The sequence below is a fragment of the Cyclobacterium sp. 10D3-21 genome (genome assembly GCF_055809755.1).
In genome coordinates, this window is the sequence record NZ_CM147924.1 from 6,817,593 (window position 1) to 6,834,485 (window position 16,893).

Annotated in this window: 16 protein-coding genes; 9 read left to right on the forward strand and 7 right to left on the reverse strand. The window is 39.3% G+C overall.

The window, feature by feature from the left end:
- Positions 1 to 19 precede the first annotated feature (19 nt).
- Together AC0L7T_RS26620 and AC0L7T_RS26625 are read left to right on the forward strand one after the other, a co-directional pair.
- A complete protein-coding gene (locus AC0L7T_RS26620) occupies positions 20 to 1,189 on the forward strand; it encodes an AIR synthase related protein (protein ID WP_473339732.1) in 1,170 nt (389 codons plus the stop codon).
- Positions 1,190 to 1,213: 24 nt separating this feature from the next.
- Entirely contained in the window at positions 1,214 to 2,557 is a 1,344-nt protein-coding gene (locus AC0L7T_RS26625) for a neutral/alkaline non-lysosomal ceramidase N-terminal domain-containing protein (RefSeq protein WP_473339733.1), read from the forward strand.
- On the opposite strand, the gene AC0L7T_RS26630 is transcribed toward AC0L7T_RS26625, so the two are convergent.
- The gene (locus AC0L7T_RS26630; protein WP_473339735.1) at positions 2,491 to 3,171 is read right to left on the reverse strand and encodes a class I SAM-dependent methyltransferase; all 681 of its coding nucleotides are present in this window, start codon (positions 3,169 to 3,171) and stop codon (positions 2,491 to 2,493) included. The genes AC0L7T_RS26625 and AC0L7T_RS26630 overlap by 67 nt on opposite strands.
- A 28-nt stretch (positions 3,172 to 3,199) precedes the next feature.
- Positions 3,200 to 4,045 (reverse strand): UbiA prenyltransferase family protein, encoded by an 846-nt coding sequence (locus tag AC0L7T_RS26635; protein ID WP_473339736.1) that lies wholly within the window; start codon positions 4,043 to 4,045, stop codon positions 3,200 to 3,202.
- A gap of 101 nt (positions 4,046 to 4,146) precedes the next feature.
- Between AC0L7T_RS26635 and AC0L7T_RS26640 the strand changes: the two genes are divergently transcribed.
- The 5 genes from AC0L7T_RS26640 to AC0L7T_RS26660 all read left to right on the forward strand — a co-directional run bounded on the left by AC0L7T_RS26640 (position 4,147) and on the right by AC0L7T_RS26660 (position 10,657).
- Positions 4,147 to 4,776: a GDSL-type esterase/lipase family protein gene (locus tag AC0L7T_RS26640; protein ID WP_473339737.1), complete on the forward strand. Its 630-nt coding sequence runs from the start codon at positions 4,147 to 4,149 to the stop codon at positions 4,774 to 4,776.
- A 203-nt stretch (positions 4,777 to 4,979) separates the two neighbouring features.
- Complete coding sequence (locus AC0L7T_RS26645) at positions 4,980 to 5,756, forward strand: alpha/beta fold hydrolase (protein WP_473339739.1); 777 nt, start codon at positions 4,980 to 4,982, stop codon at positions 5,754 to 5,756.
- A 92-nt stretch (positions 5,757 to 5,848) separates the two neighbouring features.
- Positions 5,849 to 6,469 carry a DUF6134 family protein gene (locus tag AC0L7T_RS26650; RefSeq protein ID WP_473339741.1) on the forward strand — a complete coding sequence of 207 codons (621 nt, stop codon included), beginning with the start codon at positions 5,849 to 5,851 and terminating at the stop codon, positions 6,467 to 6,469.
- A 45-nt stretch (positions 6,470 to 6,514) separates the two neighbouring features.
- Positions 6,515 to 8,938 (forward strand): alpha-glucuronidase family glycosyl hydrolase, encoded by a 2,424-nt coding sequence (locus tag AC0L7T_RS26655; RefSeq protein WP_473339743.1) that lies wholly within the window; start codon positions 6,515 to 6,517, stop codon positions 8,936 to 8,938.
- A gap of 207 nt (positions 8,939 to 9,145) precedes the next feature.
- Positions 9,146 to 10,657 carry an ArnT family glycosyltransferase gene (locus tag AC0L7T_RS26660; protein ID WP_473339745.1) on the forward strand — a complete coding sequence of 504 codons (1,512 nt, stop codon included), beginning with the start codon at positions 9,146 to 9,148 and terminating at the stop codon, positions 10,655 to 10,657.
- 806 nt (positions 10,658 to 11,463) lie between these two features.
- Here the strand turns inward: AC0L7T_RS26660 and AC0L7T_RS26665 are convergent.
- Positions 11,464 to 12,198, reverse strand: a complete 735-nt coding sequence (locus AC0L7T_RS26665) for a ZIP family metal transporter (protein WP_473339747.1) — start codon at positions 12,196 to 12,198, stop codon at positions 11,464 to 11,466.
- Positions 12,199 to 12,210: 12 nt separating this feature from the next.
- Positions 12,211 to 13,278, reverse strand: a complete 1,068-nt coding sequence (locus tag AC0L7T_RS26670) for an FAD:protein FMN transferase (RefSeq protein ID WP_473339749.1) — start codon at positions 13,276 to 13,278, stop codon at positions 12,211 to 12,213.
- Positions 13,279 to 13,435: 157 nt separating this feature from the next.
- Here AC0L7T_RS26670 and ruvB point away from each other — a divergent pair, with 157 nt between their 5' ends.
- Both ruvB and queG read left to right on the forward strand, forming a co-directional pair.
- Positions 13,436 to 14,473 (forward strand): Holliday junction branch migration DNA helicase RuvB, encoded by a 1,038-nt coding sequence (gene ruvB, locus AC0L7T_RS26675; RefSeq protein WP_473339751.1) that lies wholly within the window; start codon positions 13,436 to 13,438, stop codon positions 14,471 to 14,473.
- Between the two features lie 31 nt (positions 14,474 to 14,504).
- A complete protein-coding gene (gene queG / locus AC0L7T_RS26680) occupies positions 14,505 to 15,431 on the forward strand; it encodes a tRNA epoxyqueuosine(34) reductase QueG (RefSeq protein WP_473339753.1) in 927 nt (308 codons plus the stop codon).
- A 6-nt stretch (positions 15,432 to 15,437) separates the two neighbouring features.
- On the opposite strand, the gene AC0L7T_RS26685 is transcribed toward queG, so the two are convergent.
- From AC0L7T_RS26685 to AC0L7T_RS26695, 3 genes are all read right to left on the reverse strand, one after another.
- Positions 15,438 to 15,569, reverse strand: a complete 132-nt coding sequence (locus AC0L7T_RS26685) for a hypothetical protein (RefSeq protein ID WP_473339754.1) — start codon at positions 15,567 to 15,569, stop codon at positions 15,438 to 15,440.
- Positions 15,570 to 16,032: 463 nt separating this feature from the next.
- Complete coding sequence (locus AC0L7T_RS26690) at positions 16,033 to 16,674, reverse strand: porin family protein (RefSeq protein WP_473339756.1); 642 nt, start codon at positions 16,672 to 16,674, stop codon at positions 16,033 to 16,035.
- Between the two features lie 4 nt (positions 16,675 to 16,678).
- Positions 16,679 to 16,882, reverse strand: a complete 204-nt coding sequence (locus tag AC0L7T_RS26695; protein WP_473339758.1) for a hypothetical protein — start codon at positions 16,880 to 16,882, stop codon at positions 16,679 to 16,681.
- Positions 16,883 to 16,893 lie beyond the last annotated feature (11 nt).

A 16,893-nucleotide genomic window follows, 5' to 3' on the forward strand; every position in this document is an offset into this window, starting at 1 on the left:
TTTTTCCAAATCTGAGTTTATGAACGATAGGTACATGCAGCGGGGGGTTTCCGCCTCCAAAGAAGACGTACATCAAGCAATTTCAAACCTAGACAAAGGACTGTATCCCAAAGCCTTCTGCAAAATAGTAGCAGACGTATTGGGAAATGATCCAGACTATTGTAACATCATGCATGCGGATGGTGCTGGAACCAAGTCCTCTCTAGCTTACCTCTATTGGAAAGCCACAGGAGACCTGAGTGTCTGGAAAGGCATTGCTCAGGATGCTATAATTATGAATATAGACGACCTGCTTTGCGTAGGTGCTGTCAATAATATATTGGTTTCCTCCACCATAGGAAGGAACAAAAACCTTATTCCAGGAGAAGTCATTGCTGCCATAATCAATGGTACAGAAGAAGTGCTTCAAATGCTTAGGGATCATGGTGTAAACACGGTACTTACTGGTGGCGAGACTGCAGATGTCGGAGATTTGGTACGCACCATCATTGTAGACAGTACTGTCACCTGCCGAATGAAAAGGAATGAAGTCATCTCTAATGACAATATTAAAGCTGGAGATGTAGTTGTGGGAATGACCTCTTTCGGCCAAGCGACATACGAATCCGAATACAACGGAGGAATGGGCAGCAATGGCCTTACCTCTGCCAGACATGATGTCTTTGGAAAAAATATAAAATCTGTTTATCCAGAAAGTTTTGACCCTTCCGTACCTGATGAGCTAGTATACTCTGGAAGCTATGACTTAACCAGTCCAGCACCTGGCACTCCCTTAGACATGGGGAAATTGGTTTTGTCTCCTACCAGAACCTATGCGCCTATTATAGCTGCCTTATTGAAAGAAAATAGAGCGGCAATACATGGATTGGTTCATTGCAGCGGAGGAGCACAAACAAAGGTGCTGCATTTTATAGACAACTTGCACGTCATCAAAGACAACCTTTTTGATACACCTCCTCTCTTTAAAATCATACAGGAAGAAAGTGGTACTGACTGGAAAGAGATGTACAAGGTTTTCAATATGGGCCACAGAATGGAAGTGTACCTGGACGAAAAGTGGGCAGATCAGGTGATTGCAATTGCTGCTAGTTTCGGTGTAGAGGCCAAAGTTATCGGTCGGGTTACGGATCACCAAGGCAAAAAGGTTACTGTTAATAGTCAACATGGTACTTTCACCTATGATGGTTAAGGTGTCCATTTAATTTTAAAGCAAATGAAAGTCCTTATAAAAATTGTCATTGGGTGTTTCATTTTCTTATTGGCACTGGCATTATTGACCATCACCACTGTTGATTGGACACCGTACAAAGAAACCGCCTACTATAAGGAAACCCTCGAAGCACTTGATAGCCTGACTTTTGAGGGAGCAGACAATGGATACTTTTTAGGAGGTTGGGGCAAAGCCAATATAACAGCTGAAACACCAGTAAATCTAGTCGCTTATAAACCAAGAGGGCCTTATGAATACGTTGAAGACAGCAGTTTTGTGAAAGCCATCATCGTAGGAAATGACCAATTTAAGGTGGCTTTCCTTAATTATGAATTGCTGATTGTTCATCCGGAACTGGCTCAAACCCTGAGAGCAGCAATAAAAAAACAACAACTTCCAGTAAACCATGTTTATTTCACAGCAACCCATACACACAGTGGCATGGGAGGAACCATTCCCGGGCCTGTAGGAGAATTGGCCATGGGAGGATGGGACGAATCTTTGGTCAGCCATGTTACAGATGGAACCCTTACGGCCATAAGTAATGCCTTGAGCAATATGGATACAGTAACGCTTCGCACCAAAAGGTCAGAAGCGGCAGATTTTGTGAGCAATCGACTGATCGCCTCAGACCCAATCGACCCTTATATGAGGCAGTTAATTTTAGAGAAAGGTAATGGTGAGACTTGTTCACTTTTGAGTTACAGTGCACATGCCACTTGTCTTAGTAGCAAGTTTATGGGGCTTTCGGGAGATTACCCCTTTTACCTGTCGAAATCCATGGAAGAAAGGCATGACTTTGCCATTTTTGCCGCTGGGGCAGTGGGAAGCCATCGCCCTAAAGCCCCTGGGAATGATATCAAGAGCATTAAGCAGTATGCTTCCTCATTAGATTCCGTTGTAAAAAATAACCAGATAGATAAAACAGTAATCGGCACCCAGGTAATGGCTGCAAAATTACCCTTAAAACTGCGTTCACCCCATTACAGAATCAGTGATAATTTGCGATTGAGGCCTTGGCTTTTTAACTGGGCCATTGGAGAAAGTCCAGCTTACTTCGATGTGGTAAGAATGGGGGATGCTTTGTTCATCTCCTCTTCGGGTGAAGTTTCAGGCGTCTTTTATAAGGCTTGGGAAGAACAAGCGGAAGCGCTTGGCCTTTCCTTATTTATCACCACTTTCAACGGCGGCTATATTGGATACATCACCCCTGACAAATACTATTCAGGCGATTATTATGAGGCAAGGGACATGAATTTCTATGGCCCCTATAATGGTGATTATTTTAAAGAAATCGTATCTGATTTGATAGATTTTGGTGCCAATTTAAAAACCTTGGCCCTGTAAAATCCTTTCTTAAAGGAAATACCTTTCATTTCTTTCCATCCCCAGGCTTTAAAGAATTTATCATAATCAGGAAGTTCTTTTCTCGGATGTTTGGCCAGCAAACTGAAACCAGTAATCATTAATCGTATCAACCACATTTTGTTCTTCACAGGATAAAAATCTAAAAACAGCCAACAAGTGTTTGAATACACGTTTTGCCTTACTTTTTCAAACAACCCATTAATGGAATCATCTGCCAATACATCCAATAGAAATTGGGTGATGACTACATCAATATTATCCTTTTTGGAAAGCTTAAAATCATCCGCACAAATAAACTCCACCTGGTTTTTTGAATCAAGCGGAATTCTTTTTTTTGCTTTATCCAGCATTTTGCTTGATGCCTCCATAAATATTACCCGACCTTTTTTTCCGCATTTTTTCAAAATGTCAGGCAAATTGGCTCCTGTTCCACCTCCTATTATCCAAACCGTGTCGCCTGGCTGAATAATGGATAAAAATTCTAATTTGCTTTTATGAAATCTCCTTCCCAAAAATACGGCAGCCATGGGGTCATAAATAGAAGCAATTAAATGGTATTTATCCTTAAAATCTACGGCCTTCTTTTCTTTCATTTTTGGAGTGGATCAGCCAATGTCTAATTTAAAATAGCAACAGCAACAAAGGTAGTGAAAAGGCCAACTCAAGTCGCTTTCTCGTTTTTATGTTGCTATCTGCCGGTGATTCTACAAAACTGATGACATGAATCAAAAACATTAAACCCCAAATCAAGGTATAGATATGGTAATAAGAAGGCAAAAGAAGGAAAAGGACAACAATATAGATTAAGCCAATAAAGGTAAGCACCCATAGTAATCTTCGCGTTTTCACCTTGCCAATAACCGTCCTAATTGAAGCATGCCCTTCGGCCAAATCCTGTTCTCCATCACTGTAAGAAAGAAAAACCAAATTGTACCATGCCAATAGTAGGTATGCACCTAAAAAATATAGCCAATCATAGGAGGAATAGAAAAAGTCTATATTCAAAAGGGGAATTAAAACAAGCCCCGCCACATAAAATAAGGCAGTAGAGAACTCTTTAATCGCTGCCGTTTTTCTTCCTGTAAGTCGTAGTCCGGCCATGGATAACACAATAAGAAAGGCAAGAATAAATCCTGAACCGAGCATCTTTAGAGAAGGCAGAAACCATAGTGCCAAAACAGCTCCGGAAATTACCGACACAAACAATAATATTAATAAAACGATAAAATGGTCTTGATGAAATCTGTGTCTTTGAGACAAGGCGGGACCTTGGACTTTTTTAGCATCCAATAAATGGTCAAAAGTATAAATACTCCATACGGCTAGCCCCAAAAGCAAATAAATCTTCCATGACAAATTCACTTTCATTAAGTCGGCAAAAAAATACATTCCTGCGCATGCCCCTGCTACCACATCCAAAGAAAGGAGGTTAAATTTCTCATTAAAGACCAAGTAGTTCAATTTCATTGTACCGGAAAAATTCCAACTGGATGGCAATTTAAAGAAATGAAAGGATCAAAACCTTTAAAAATTATGTAATTTCCACTTTCTAAGCAAATCCAAAATTCATGAACAAGTTATTTTATATTCTATTGCTATTTATAGGGCAGGAAGTTTTCGCCCAAGCACCAATTAAAGTTGCCTGCGTAGGCAATAGCATCACCCAGGGGCCAGGAAGAGAAAACCCTGACAGCTATCCACTTCAAATGCAAAAAAATTTAGGCAAGAAGTATAAAGTGATCAATTTTGGGGTTAGTGGTCGTACCTTATTAAAGAATGGTGACTACCCTTATTGGAACGAACCACAATTTGAGGCTGTAAAAACTTTTGCGCCTAATATCCTGGTCATCAAATTGGGTACCAATGATTCCAAGCCTCAAAATTGGAAATACAAAGATGAATTTGTGGACAATTATGTGGAAATGATTGAGACCTATAAAGCAAGCATGCCAGAAAACGGCAAAATCTATGTTTGCCTGCCAGTCCCTGTTTTCAAAACCAACTTTGATATCACCGAGGAAATTATTGTCAACGAGATGGTGCCACTAATCCGCCAGGTAGCTGAAAAAACAGGCACCATACTTCTTGATCTACACCAGCCAATGGAAAAACACGGGGAATTATTTGCAGACGGTGTTCACCCAAATAAGAAAGGAAACAAGATCATGGCAAAATTAGTCGCCAAAGCGATCCGCTAAAGCCAAACTCTGCGCTACATACAATACTATAAAATCCATTAAAGCCTGTTCCTACTTATCTTGGAACAGGCTTTAATTGGAAGAAACCCCAAGAATTTGGAAAGGCAAGGTGTATACCAAAGTAAAGGGAATGCCAGCCCACTTAACCAATGAATATCTACAAGGTTTAAACCAAATAGGCCAAACACGTGTTATCTTAACTTATGCTCCATTACACCACTTATATTTTAAAAACAGATGCCCCCTGGGTTACTTTTGTGCACGGTGCAGGAGGAAGTAGCGCTATTTGGTTTAAACAGATTCGGGATTTCAAAAAATCCTTCAATGTTTTGTTGGTGGACTTGCGGGGGCATGGGAAATCAAAAGACAAGGTTTACGAAAAATTAAAAAACTATACTTTCCCTGTTATTTCGGATGAAGTAATGGAGGTTTTAAATCATTTGAAGATTAAAGAATCTCATTTTATAGGCATCTCTTTGGGTACAATTATCATTCGGGAAATAACGGAAAGATATCCTGAAAGGGTGTCCAGTATGATTCTGGCAGGTGCCATTATGAAGCTGAATGTACGAGGACAGGTATTGATGCGCATGGGTATCTTGTTAAAATCAGTCATTCCTTACCTGTTACTTTACAAGCTTTTTGCATTTATAATAATGCCTAGGAAAAATCACAAGGCTTCCAGGTATTTGTTTGTACAGGAAGCAAAAAAACTGTATCAAAAAGAATTTATTCGCTGGTTTAGTCTTGCTTCCCGTGTCAATCCGCTTCTAGATTTTTTCAGGATTAAGGAAACCCATATCCCTACCCTTTATTTAATGGGAGAAGAAGATTATATGTTTCTACCAACCATCACAAAGCTGGTAAAAACCCATCAATCAGCCAAGCTTGAGGTAGTTCCCTCTTGCGGACATGTTGTCAATGTAGAAAGCCCAGAAGCTTTCAATAGGATTGCCTTAAAGTTTTTAACGTCAATCTAGGTTCATCCCTCTCCTAATATTGTAATAGGAATTTGAACAGCACCACTCTTTTTTATACCTTACTATCTGCTCATTATTTTAACCAATAACCAATGCCTAAAACAGGAATTTATATTGCCTGCTGCTTCAGTATACTCCTCTTTTTTTCTACATCTTCCTTGCAAGCTCAAGACCAAATCGATTTTGACATTACCTTGGCAGGCTTTACCATAGGAGAGATGAAAGCCAACAAAGTCATTAAAGGGGACACAACTATCTATTTACTTAAAAGCAATGTTAGTTTTTGGCTGTTCGGAACTATAAATGTGGACTACAATACCAAGGTGAAATACCTGGATGGCATTTTCATTGGTTCCAAAGTAAGCTCTAAGACTAACAGAGGTGACTTTGTTTCGAGAATCTGGATGGAAGGGGATCAGTATAAAATTGATGCAAACGGGTATAAATACGAAAATTCAGGCACGATCAATGAGCCAATCTATCATAGTGCTGTCCGCCTATTTTTTGAAGAGCCGGAAGGAGTTAAAGTAATGATGGCCGAAAATTTGGGGAAATATTCAGAAATAAGGGCTCATGGGGATGGCATATATACCACCCATATAGAAGGCGATCAAAACAAATATTATTATCAAGATGGGAAGATGCTAAAAGTCAGCATGCATAATCCGATAAAAAATTATGAAGTAAGGCGACGAGACAAGCAATCGAAATAGCCTATATGTGTAGCAAAAAGGTATATTGGGTGATAATCCCAAATAATGATGCTACTACGATCCCTATTAATTGCTTTTGTTTTAATAATAAATGGCCTTTCTTATGGCCAAGACCTTGATTTTTCAGATGCTGTAATAGTTCCTCACGGCAATAGTGAGCGGATGCAAAAATATGCAACCGTACTCCACGAAGAACTGACAAAGCGAATAGAAAAGCCATTTCTTATACAGAAGAGTACAAAAGGCAAACAACCCTCCATTCTTTTGACGCAATTCGAGGATATCCCAAACCTTCCTAAAAAGTGGAGGAAATTGCTTAGTGGAGTACAGCCAATGCCTGAGGAAGGGTTCAAAGTTATTATTGACAACACCTCAACCAAACCCAATGTCATTATTATAGGGCAAGATGACAGAGGACTATTGTTTGGAATAGGGCATATACTAAGAAAAATGAATTGGTCAGAAAACCAGCTTTTATTGACCAAGGCCATTGAGAAATCAACTTCACCAAAGTCTTCCTTAAGAGGGCACCAACTAGGTTACCGCCCCAAGACCAATGCTTATGATGCCTTTACGGTAGATCGTTTTGACCAATACATTAGAGAATTGGCACTCTTTGGTGCCAATAGTATTGAAATTATGCCTCCACGTACGGATGATGACTTTAACTCCCCTCACATGACTATACCAGCAATAGACATGATTGGGGAGCAATCCCGTATTGCCGATGAGTTGGACCTGGATGTATGGATGTGGTTTCCCAATATGGCCAAAGACTATGAAGACCCGCAAACAAGAATCATAGAACTAACACAACGCAAAGATGTATTTGCCTCCATTCCAAGGTTGGACCATCTTTTTGTTCCCGGAGGAGACCCCGGGGACCTTGAACCGGATGTATTGTTTCATTGGCTAGAAGAAGTGGCAACCAAGCTTCATAGATTTCACCCAAGCGCCAAAATATGGGTTTCCCCACAGGTGTTTAGGCCTACAAAGGCCTGGTTTGATCAGTTTTTTTATCATGTCAACCAAAAGTATGATTGGTTTGGAGGCGTAGTTTTCGGCCCTTGGGTTAAAATCCCATTACCAGAATTACGACAATTAACCGATGCTTCTATCCCTATTCGCAGGTATCCGGACATTACCCATAACCTGAGTTCTCAATACCCAATTCCAGAATGGGATTTGGCCATGGCGATGACCTTAGGGAGGGAATCCATTAATCCCCGTCCGATGGATCAAAAAACCATCCACAATTCCCTGGCGCAATATGCCAATGGAAGCTTGAGCTATTCTGAAGGCACAAATGACGATGTAAATAAATTTATATGGACCGACCAGGAATGGAATCCTGAAACAGAAGTAATAGAAACGCTTAGAGACTATTCTCGATTTTTCTTTGGCCCGAAATGGGTAGATGCAACAGCTAATGGTTTTTTAGCGGAGGAAAAAAACCTTCAGGGGCCACTGCTCACCAATGCTGTTATTAAGCAAACGCTGGCACAATGGCAGGATATGGAAAAAAGAGCGGACACCAAACTAATGGATAATTTCAGGTTTCAAATGGGCTTGATCCGAGCCTATTTTGATGCCTATATCCAGCAAAAGTTGCTTTTTGAAACCCAACAAGAACAAAAGGCGCAAAATGTGCTCCGCAGGGCTGAAACAGAAGGAAGCCTGAATAGTATAAAGGTGGCCACGGCCCTATTGAATGAACAAATGGTAGATCCCTACATTGCCCAATTAAAGCAAAGATGTTTGGAGTTGGCAGATGCACTTTTCAACAGTATCGGGGCACAACTCACCGTTAGCCAGCATGGAGCGGCTTCCGGTAGGGGAAACTTTGTAGATAATCTAGATGTGGTGCTCAATGATGCGCCATGGCTTTTGGCCAATCTTAATGAAATTGAGAAAGAGGAAGATGAGAAGAATAGACTAGAGAAAATAGCGCAATTGCTTAACCGTACCAATCCTGGCCCTGGAGGTTTTTATGACAATTTCGGGCAAGGAAAAAGCTGGGAAAGGGTCTTAAAGGCAAAAGCATGGAATAAAGATCCTGGAGGTCTCTATGGCCCTAGGGCAAGTTTCGGTGTAGGCTTGAGGGGAGAAGAATGGGTGCATGAAATCCAGGCAGTAGGCTTCGGAGGGACTGCTACCCCACTGGCGTGGATGAACCAAGTAACCACACTTTATGACACACCCCTGATCATCATTTATGACCAGCTTAACCCAGAAGTCTCCTACACGATAAAGATCGCCTATACAGGTAGGTTTAGGGCTAAAATGAAACTAACCACCGATGATGGCCATGTGATTCATGATTTTATTAAAACGGGAGTTAAACCATTGTATGAATTTGAACTGCCCATCAGTACTTATTCAGATGGCAATCTGGTTCTTCACTGGACCTGCGGAGAAGGTGAAAGAGGCGCTCAAGTCGCAGAAATATGGATTGTTCCAAAGCATTAATTTTACGACCATACATGATGTCAAGACACTAATTGAGCCTAAGACAACCAAAAATTACCTGCATGGGATTAGCAAGGTTAGAAAAATATAGAATAACTGCAGCCCGCTAATTTAAGTGATTTTAACACCTTGGATATGGGCTATTGAACTATTAGAGCTAAATTATCAGTTGTTCTGTAAAATTATATTTATCAAGGTCGCTTTTTTATGGTTTCCAACCAAAAAAAATATTCGCGCTATTTTTTTTTAGTAACATTTGCCCTTGCGGTATCCAAAATTCTATTTACCCTTCGTCCAGAAATTAACTTGTTTACTGAGGAAGCACAGTATTGGTTATGGTCACAGAACTTGGCCTGGCATTATTATTCCAAACCAGCTTTAGTAGCAGTTCTTAATTTCTTAAGCACTTCTTTGATGGGAAATACAGAGATCGCCATACGCATCAACGCAATTCTATGTGGTGTAGGAATTGCTTGGGTTACCTATCATTTCGGCACCTATCTGTACTCAAGGAAAGTAGGCTTTTGGTCAGCACTAATCGTACAAGCAATGCCCTCTTGGTGGCTTGCATCCACATTTCATATGACGGATTCCTCATTAACCTTTTTTTGGATCTTAAGTATTTATCTAAGTTATAGGGGAATTAAGGAAGAAAAAAGAATATGGTGGATTTATGCAGGTATCGCTACTGTATTGGGACTCACGGCAAAGTATGTAATGCTACTGATATTCCCCGTACTATTATTATACCTACTGTTCATCAAAAAATGGAAATCGAATCAAGCCAATTTTCTACTATTTGTTCTGATAAGTACATTGGGATTCATCCCTGCATTAATATGGAACTGGCAAAATGATTTTGAAACATTTAGACATTTATTGGCTTTGACTGGTACTGAAGGAGCCAATGCCAAACCATTTACACTTGCTATTACAAGCAAAAGTTTTTTTGAATATTTTAAAGGGCAGTTGGCCATTATTTCGTTGTTTCTGGTCCCAGCATGGTTCGCTACTTTCAAATATATTTTTAAACACAAAAGTGATGCTTTAGTTTATCTTATCCTTCCAGGGATTATTGCTTTTCTCTTTTTCGCCTGTTTGAGTTTATTTAAAGAGGCAATGGTTAATTGGCCTGCTTTTGCCTATACTGGATTTGCTATTGCTTTGGCTCGGTGGATGGTTTTGCAAACCAGGATTTGGAAAATCATCAGTTTTGGAGGCATCTATTTAAGTATTGCAATACCCATTATTTTCATTCTCCCAGATTACACCGGAATAAAATCGAGTGGCCTTGCACAAAGAAGAGAACAAAAGGTAGTCACTAGATTGCTAGGACATGAACAACTGGCGAAAAGAATTGATTTCCTGAAAGACAGCCTTGCTATTCGAGATGAATTCATTTTTTCTGACTCCTATCACACGGCTTCGGAACTTTCTTTTTACCTGTCAGGAAACCCACAAACCTATGTCCTGAATATGGGAGCCCGTAAAAACCAGTTCGACCTATGGATTGGAATAGAACAGTTTTTAGGTCAACAAAACCCCGGAATCTTTGTTAGCTGGAACTACGACTCCATGGAAAAAAAAGCAACTTTTCAAACACTAATCCATGAAGAATCTTTTATCTCAAAATTTCACGATATTCCTAGACGTCCTGTAAAGATTCAGGTATGGAGAAATTTAATTGAATACACACCAGCTATACCCACAACTTATTAATTCATTAAGCTGTTATGCTTTGGCACATTGCGATATAATTAGGATATATGGCTTTGGAAAAAAACAACACCTAAGAGAACATCTTTTGCCAACTTCTATTTCAAAGCTTTTTGATAAATAAAGAATTAATTATCATTTTTTTTTCGGAAAACAGAGTGATTTAATACGGGAAATGACGCAATTCACTTAATTTCAACCACTTAATACTCTTTTTTCAACCTCCAAGTTCAAATAAAGCGGTTTTTTATAAGGACGAAATACAATTAACTGTATTTCACCATATTTAACACTTATATTATTGTATTTTATATAATTAAAAAATCTTTGTGCACTTATATCGCTATTTACTTTTATATTAATTGGTATTGTAGATTTTTCTTTAGTACATTTAACATATAGAAAATATGAAAACGGTGTGAGGAGAGAAGAGAAGTTGGTCACCGTAGCGGAAGTTGGTTATTTTTTAATGTAGGGTTTGTCCAGGGTTTTATGATAAATAAAACCCTGGCATTTTTTTTTAATCCTATTGCTCTTCGAACAATTGACAGTCTATTTTTAAATCCTTATTTAATCCTTTCATCTCACTTTAAAGCCATTTTGTTAGGCTCAAAAAAACAGCTTCTAGGCCTAAATGATTGGATCCAACATTACCTACAATTTGTAAAATGGCTCAATGGAAAATCAATGCCCATTCGGGCAATCAATCTATTAAAGGGGCCCTCCTGAAAATCACTCCATTTAAGAGCTGCAGAATCGATGGGTAATCAGTGGTTAATTGCATTATGGCTTTCGAGCCTATAGAGTGTCTATACGATAAACTCAGTCAAAATAGCCAAGGCAGAAGCCAAAAGAATAATCAGCAACTTATGCAATTGAAAATGATGTTTTGGTGAGCTTTCAAAAAATATGATCGTAGAAATATGCAAAAAGCCACCTGCTACCAAGCCAAATAATATATCAAGTGTTCCCCTCCCTATCAAAGACCGGTCAAAAAGGAAGTCCGTAGAGAGCATTCCCAATGGTGAGGCGAGGGCAAATAAAACCAACAATAAAACAGTATTTGTTTTATTTAACCTGGTCAATAATACCGCCGCCAATGCAAAGGCCTCAGGCATTTTGTGCATAATCATACCCATTAGGAGGGTCTCACTACCGTGGTGATGCCCCGTCAACATGGGTTGCTTTGAAAGCAAGGTGCCTTCTAGGAAAGCATGAAGGAACAAGCCTATCATTAGGGTCCAAACGGTATTCCCTGCACTATGGCCTTCATTGTCATGAATATGTCCATGTTCAATTCCTGATGACATAAAATCCAATACTTGCTGCAATAAAAATCCAAGCAGGATATACAAACCCATAAAATAGGCGGATTCTTTATTGGCAAATAGTTCTGGGAAAATATGCAGAATAGTAATTGCAAAAAGGTAAGCTCCGGCAAATATCAGTGCCAGTTTAAAACTTTTTTCGTTCCATCCTGGTACCAATATGGCAAGTAGTCCTGCACCCATGGCAGCAAAAAACAGTAAAAGAACAGACAACATATTTAGGTAGGGTTATTTGGATTCTTCAGCAGCAACGGTAGTCAAAAATGGTGCAAGACCATCACTAACATAAGATTGGATTTGGCCTTGATCATCATTAAAGATAAGAAAGATCTCTAAACCTTCCACGGATTCTTGTATTTCCTTGGCACGGTCCATTCCTAGCACCATAAAAGCTGTAGCATAGGCATCGGCGATAATACAATCATCCGCCACAACGGTGGCGCTTAACAAGCCATGAACCACTGGATAACCTGTAAAAGGGCTAATGGTATGCGAGTATTTCACGCTGTCTTTAACATAAAAGTTTCGGTAGTTACCAGAAGTAGCCAAACCTTTATTCTCAAGGGCAACGATACTATAAATTTCATTGGCCAATCCTTCTTCGTCAGGTTGTGATACACCAACTTTCCAAAGCTCACCTTTATCATTTACTCCATTTCCCTTTAGTTCGCCACCTATTTCCACAAGAAAGTTTAGAATACCCTTGTCACTTAAAAATTCAGCGACCACGTCTACTCCATATCCTTTGGCAATGGCACTAAAGTCCAGGTAAACATCTGTAGCAGATTTCCTTACCCCTTTTTCATCAAAGGTTATATTATCAAACCCTACACGCTCCAGTAGTTTTTTGACCCCAAGACTGTCCTGCAATGAAGGCCCATCAGGCCCAAAACCCCAAGCATTGACCAAAGGACCAATTGTGGGATCAAAAGCACCTTCAGTGGCAGTAAACACTTCTTTACTGGTTTTCAAAACAGGATAAAAATACTCAGATTCAAATACCAACGAATCGTACTTATTCAACCTGCTTAATTCGGAATCTGAAATATAGGTAGAAAGCGCCTGGTTAAAATTAACCAAAATTGAATCAATGTCTTTTTTAAAATTTCTCCCCCCAGGATCCAGGTAAACTACTCTGTAGGTAGTGCCCATAGTCTGCCCACTAAAAACCATTTTTGGGTTATCTGAAGCAGGTGAGATGACCGTTTCTTTATTTTGTCGGTAAAGGTAAACCATAAACACCACCAACAGTAACAAAATGCTGTAGATGATATTTTTCTTGGCTGATTTTTGCATAAAACAATGCCAGTTTTAAATTTCCCAAAGTTAATTCTATTTTTTCAATTGCCCATTGTTTTTAGCTAATTCCATATACCCGTGATTGTTTGGAAAGCAGCTAAAACCTGTAAAGCTGCAATGAATTTTCTATATTTGTAGCACATAGAAGGTTCATATGAGAGAAGATTATCTGCGAGGTGACCAGGAAAGCTTTAGCACTGGAGATAAGGAAATAGAAAAAGCACTAAGGCCTTTAAGTTTTGATGATTTTACCGGTCAAAAAAAGACGGTGGAAAACATCAAGATTTTTGTGATGGCTGCCAGGAAAAGGAATGAATCATTGGATCATGTCTTGCTTCATGGCCCTCCAGGTTTGGGTAAAACCACCTTAAGCCATATCATCGCCAATGAGCTGGAGTCAACTTTAAAGATTACTTCAGGGCCAGTTTTAGACAAGCCCTCTGACCTTGCTGGCTTGCTTACTAATCTGGAAGAAGGAGATGTGCTGTTTATCGATGAAATCCATCGCTTAAACCCAATAGTGGAAGAATACCTGTATTCAGCCATGGAAGATTTTCGAATCGATATCATGCTGGATTCAGGACCAAATGCTCGAACAGTTCAAATAAACTTAAACCCATTTACACTGGTAGGAGCTACTACCAGATCAGGGCTACTTACCTCTCCACTGCGGGCCCGTTTTGGCATCAATGCCCGTTTGGAATATTACGATGCGGATTTGCTATGCACTATTGTCAAAAGGTCAGCTGCCATATTGGGAACACCACTGGACAATGAAGCTGCTTTTGAAATTGCACGTAGAAGCAGAGGTACACCTAGGATTGCCAATAACCTGCTTCGAAGAACCAGGGATTTTGCGGAAATAAAAGGCAATGGTCGCATTACCCTTGACATTGCTCAGATAGCCCTAAACGCCTTGGAGGTGGACAGCAATGGTCTGGACGAAATGGACAATAGAATCTTACTTACCATCATCAATAAATTTGCTGGTGGGCCGGTAGGAATCTCCACAATAGCCACGGCCTGTGGGGAAGAAGCTGAAACCATAGAAGAGGTATACGAACCATTTTTAATCAAAGAGGGATACCTCAAAAGGACAAGCAGAGGACGTGCCGCTACGGATTTGGCGTATAAGCACCTAAAAATAAAACCAAACTTAGGCGGAGAGTCGGGTAATTTATTTGATACCTAACACCTGTAAATAATAATTAATTCAGCAGTCTTTGAACACGCTCGCCAAGCATACACAAATTGTCAAAAATACCGCATCAAAACTAGGCTTTGATTATTGTGGCATTGCTGAAGCTACTTTTTTGGAAGAGGATGCGCCAAAACTAGAGGACTGGCTGAATAAAAATTACCATGGAAAGATGGCCTATATGGCCAATCACTTTGATAAAAGGTTGGATCCACGCAAATTGGTGGAGGGAGCCAGGTCAGTAGTCAGTCTGATGTACAACTATTATCCTCAACAAAAACTACCAGAATCAGGGGATAACCTCAAAATCGCAAAATATGCCTATGGGGAAGATTATCACTTCGTAATTAAAGACAAACTAAAGGATTTTTTGGAGTGCTTAAAGGAGGAAATTGGGGAAGTAAGCGGTAGAGTCTTCGTAGACAGCGCACCCGTTATGGAAAGGCAATGGGCACAAAAATCAGGGCTGGGCTGGAAAGGTAAAAACAGCCTCTTACTGAACAAGGCTTCAGGAAGCTTTTTTTTCCTCGCAGAGCTGATCATTGATTTGCCTTTAGCCTATGACAATCCATCAACAAAGGATTATTGCGGCACTTGCACCCGATGCATAGATGCCTGTCCAACAGACGCTATCCTTCAGGACAATTTAATCGATGGTTCCAAATGTATTTCTTACCTGACCATAGAACTTAAGGATGCCATTCCGGATGACTTCAAAGGAAAGATGAAAAACTGGGTTTTTGGCTGTGACATATGCCAAGATGTATGTCCGTGGAACCGATTTTCGAAACCGCACAAAGAAGAAGCATTTCTTCCCCATGCTGATTTAGATAAATCAGCATGGGGAGAAATGACAAAAGAAACTTTTAATAAGGTATTTAAGCGATCAGCCCTTAAAAGAACAAAATGGGAAGGCTTTCAAAGAAACATCAAATTTATAAAAAGCAATTAAAATCACTTACCATTCAATATTTGTAAAAACCACATCAGTTACATTTATAATGGAATCACTTTCCTGATCATAAGCCACAAAAAGAAAACGCTCCTGAGACAAGAACAGTTTCCTTATCCAACTTTGTGATTTCAACATTGGTGGTTCCTGTAAGCAATGTAATCCATCCAAACACTGTAGTCCCACTTCCTAAAGAAGCTCTTAAGGATATAACTTACGCGACTGAAGGGTTTCTACTTGAAACATTTATTTCAGTCATTTCAACAAAACGTGACCCACCTTATAAGTCAGAAAAATTGTCGCCATAAAGGGCTAAATTCCTAAATTATAGTATCCTTAAATTAATGAATTTGTATTCGAATAATCTAAATTTACACAGGGTAAAATTCTATTTATCGCTTCATCAACCATTAGCTATTTGACCTTTAGAAAGATCTTCATAAATAGTAAATAGAACAATGATAAATGAGCGAATTCATAAATGTTATTCAAATGGTTGAAACAACCATTTTCAAAAACCACCTTTCCTGAAGCCTAAACAGACAATAGCTTTTTATGCTCAAGACTATTCTGTTTTTAAGGCATCCTCAAAATATAATGGTTAATCTGCCACCCTAAATAAATAGGCAAACGAGAATTCCAGCTGCGTAAAATTGAGATCAAAAATTCTTTCCTGAGCTTCCGGATTCCCAAATTCATAGGAATACCTCACTTCTCCTTGGACAGTATGTTTTCCGAATAATTTAGACAAACCTACTCCAGCCGTAAGACCATACATTATTTTTCTTGGCTCATCCCCCTCCTGTCCATAGGTAGGGATCACCAGATCGCCTTCTATGACTCTTTCAACATCGTCTGTCTTTAAAAGATAGCCCAAATGTGGCCCAATTTTAATGTGAAACCTTCCAGAATTTCCCAAATAAAAGTTGGACAGTACAGGTACTTTTAAATAGGTAAACCTGGTTTCATTCCCCATATTAATAGAGTCAGAAGCAGCATATCCTGTAGTTAAAAATTGAAACTCGACTTGCGCTCCCGCATGTTTTTCAAAAAATTGTTCAATTACTAAACTGTAAGTAGGAGCATTAAAACCAGTGACATCCCTGGGATAAGCTCCCAGAGATGTCCTGTAATTTGCACTTGATTGGGTAAATCCTGCTCTCAAACCAATACTCGTCTGAGCAAATGAATTGCCTACAGGAATAAGGAATGAAAGAAGAAATAATAAATAAGCATATTTCATAGGATCATTTACCTATTTTTTTCTTTTCTTCTTTATTGTCCTCTCTATCTCTCAATTTCTTATCATCCACATTTTTGTTCAAAAACGCATTGATCTTATCAATAGAAAACGAGCTTGAAATTTCTCCAAATGAATTAATATTCATTTTAAAACCTTCCAATTCCTCATTGACTTTGGGTATATCTTTCTTTTTTAAATTCTTAGCCATGACTCCTTGGT

What these genes read in the sequence shown, in the direction of transcription:
- AC0L7T_RS26655 (WP_473339743.1), top strand. Translation starts at nt 6,515, where the DNA reads ATGATGCTACTACGATCCCTATTAATTGCTTTTGTTTTAATAATAAAT.
- AC0L7T_RS26650 (WP_473339741.1), top strand. Translation starts at nt 5,849, where the DNA reads ATGCCTAAAACAGGAATTTATATTGCCTGCTGCTTCAGTATACTCCTC.
- AC0L7T_RS26645 (WP_473339739.1), top strand. Translation starts at nt 4,980, where the DNA reads ATGCTCCATTACACCACTTATATTTTAAAAACAGATGCCCCCTGGGTT.
- AC0L7T_RS26620 (WP_473339732.1), top strand. Translation starts at nt 20, where the DNA reads ATGAACGATAGGTACATGCAGCGGGGGGTTTCCGCCTCCAAAGAAGAC.
- AC0L7T_RS26690 (WP_473339756.1), bottom strand. Translation starts at nt 16,674, where the DNA reads ATGAAATATGCTTATTTATTATTTCTTCTTTCATTCCTTATTCCTGTA.
- AC0L7T_RS26660 (WP_473339745.1), top strand. Translation starts at nt 9,146, where the DNA reads ATGGTTTCCAACCAAAAAAAATATTCGCGCTATTTTTTTTTAGTAACA.
- AC0L7T_RS26640 (WP_473339737.1), top strand. Translation starts at nt 4,147, where the DNA reads ATGAACAAGTTATTTTATATTCTATTGCTATTTATAGGGCAGGAAGTT.
- ruvB (WP_473339751.1), top strand. Translation starts at nt 13,436, where the DNA reads ATGAGAGAAGATTATCTGCGAGGTGACCAGGAAAGCTTTAGCACTGGA.
- AC0L7T_RS26685 (WP_473339754.1), bottom strand. Translation starts at nt 15,569, where the DNA reads ATGTTGAAATCACAAAGTTGGATAAGGAAACTGTTCTTGTCTCAGGAG.
- AC0L7T_RS26635 (WP_473339736.1), bottom strand. Translation starts at nt 4,045, where the DNA reads ATGAAATTGAACTACTTGGTCTTTAATGAGAAATTTAACCTCCTTTCT.
- AC0L7T_RS26670 (WP_473339749.1), bottom strand. Translation starts at nt 13,278, where the DNA reads ATGCAAAAATCAGCCAAGAAAAATATCATCTACAGCATTTTGTTACTG.
- AC0L7T_RS26625 (WP_473339733.1), top strand. Translation starts at nt 1,214, where the DNA reads ATGAAAGTCCTTATAAAAATTGTCATTGGGTGTTTCATTTTCTTATTG.
- AC0L7T_RS26695 (WP_473339758.1), bottom strand. Translation starts at nt 16,882, where the DNA reads ATGGCTAAGAATTTAAAAAAGAAAGATATACCCAAAGTCAATGAGGAA.
- AC0L7T_RS26665 (WP_473339747.1), bottom strand. Translation starts at nt 12,198, where the DNA reads ATGTTGTCTGTTCTTTTACTGTTTTTTGCTGCCATGGGTGCAGGACTA.
- AC0L7T_RS26630 (WP_473339735.1), bottom strand. Translation starts at nt 3,171, where the DNA reads ATGAAAGAAAAGAAGGCCGTAGATTTTAAGGATAAATACCATTTAATT.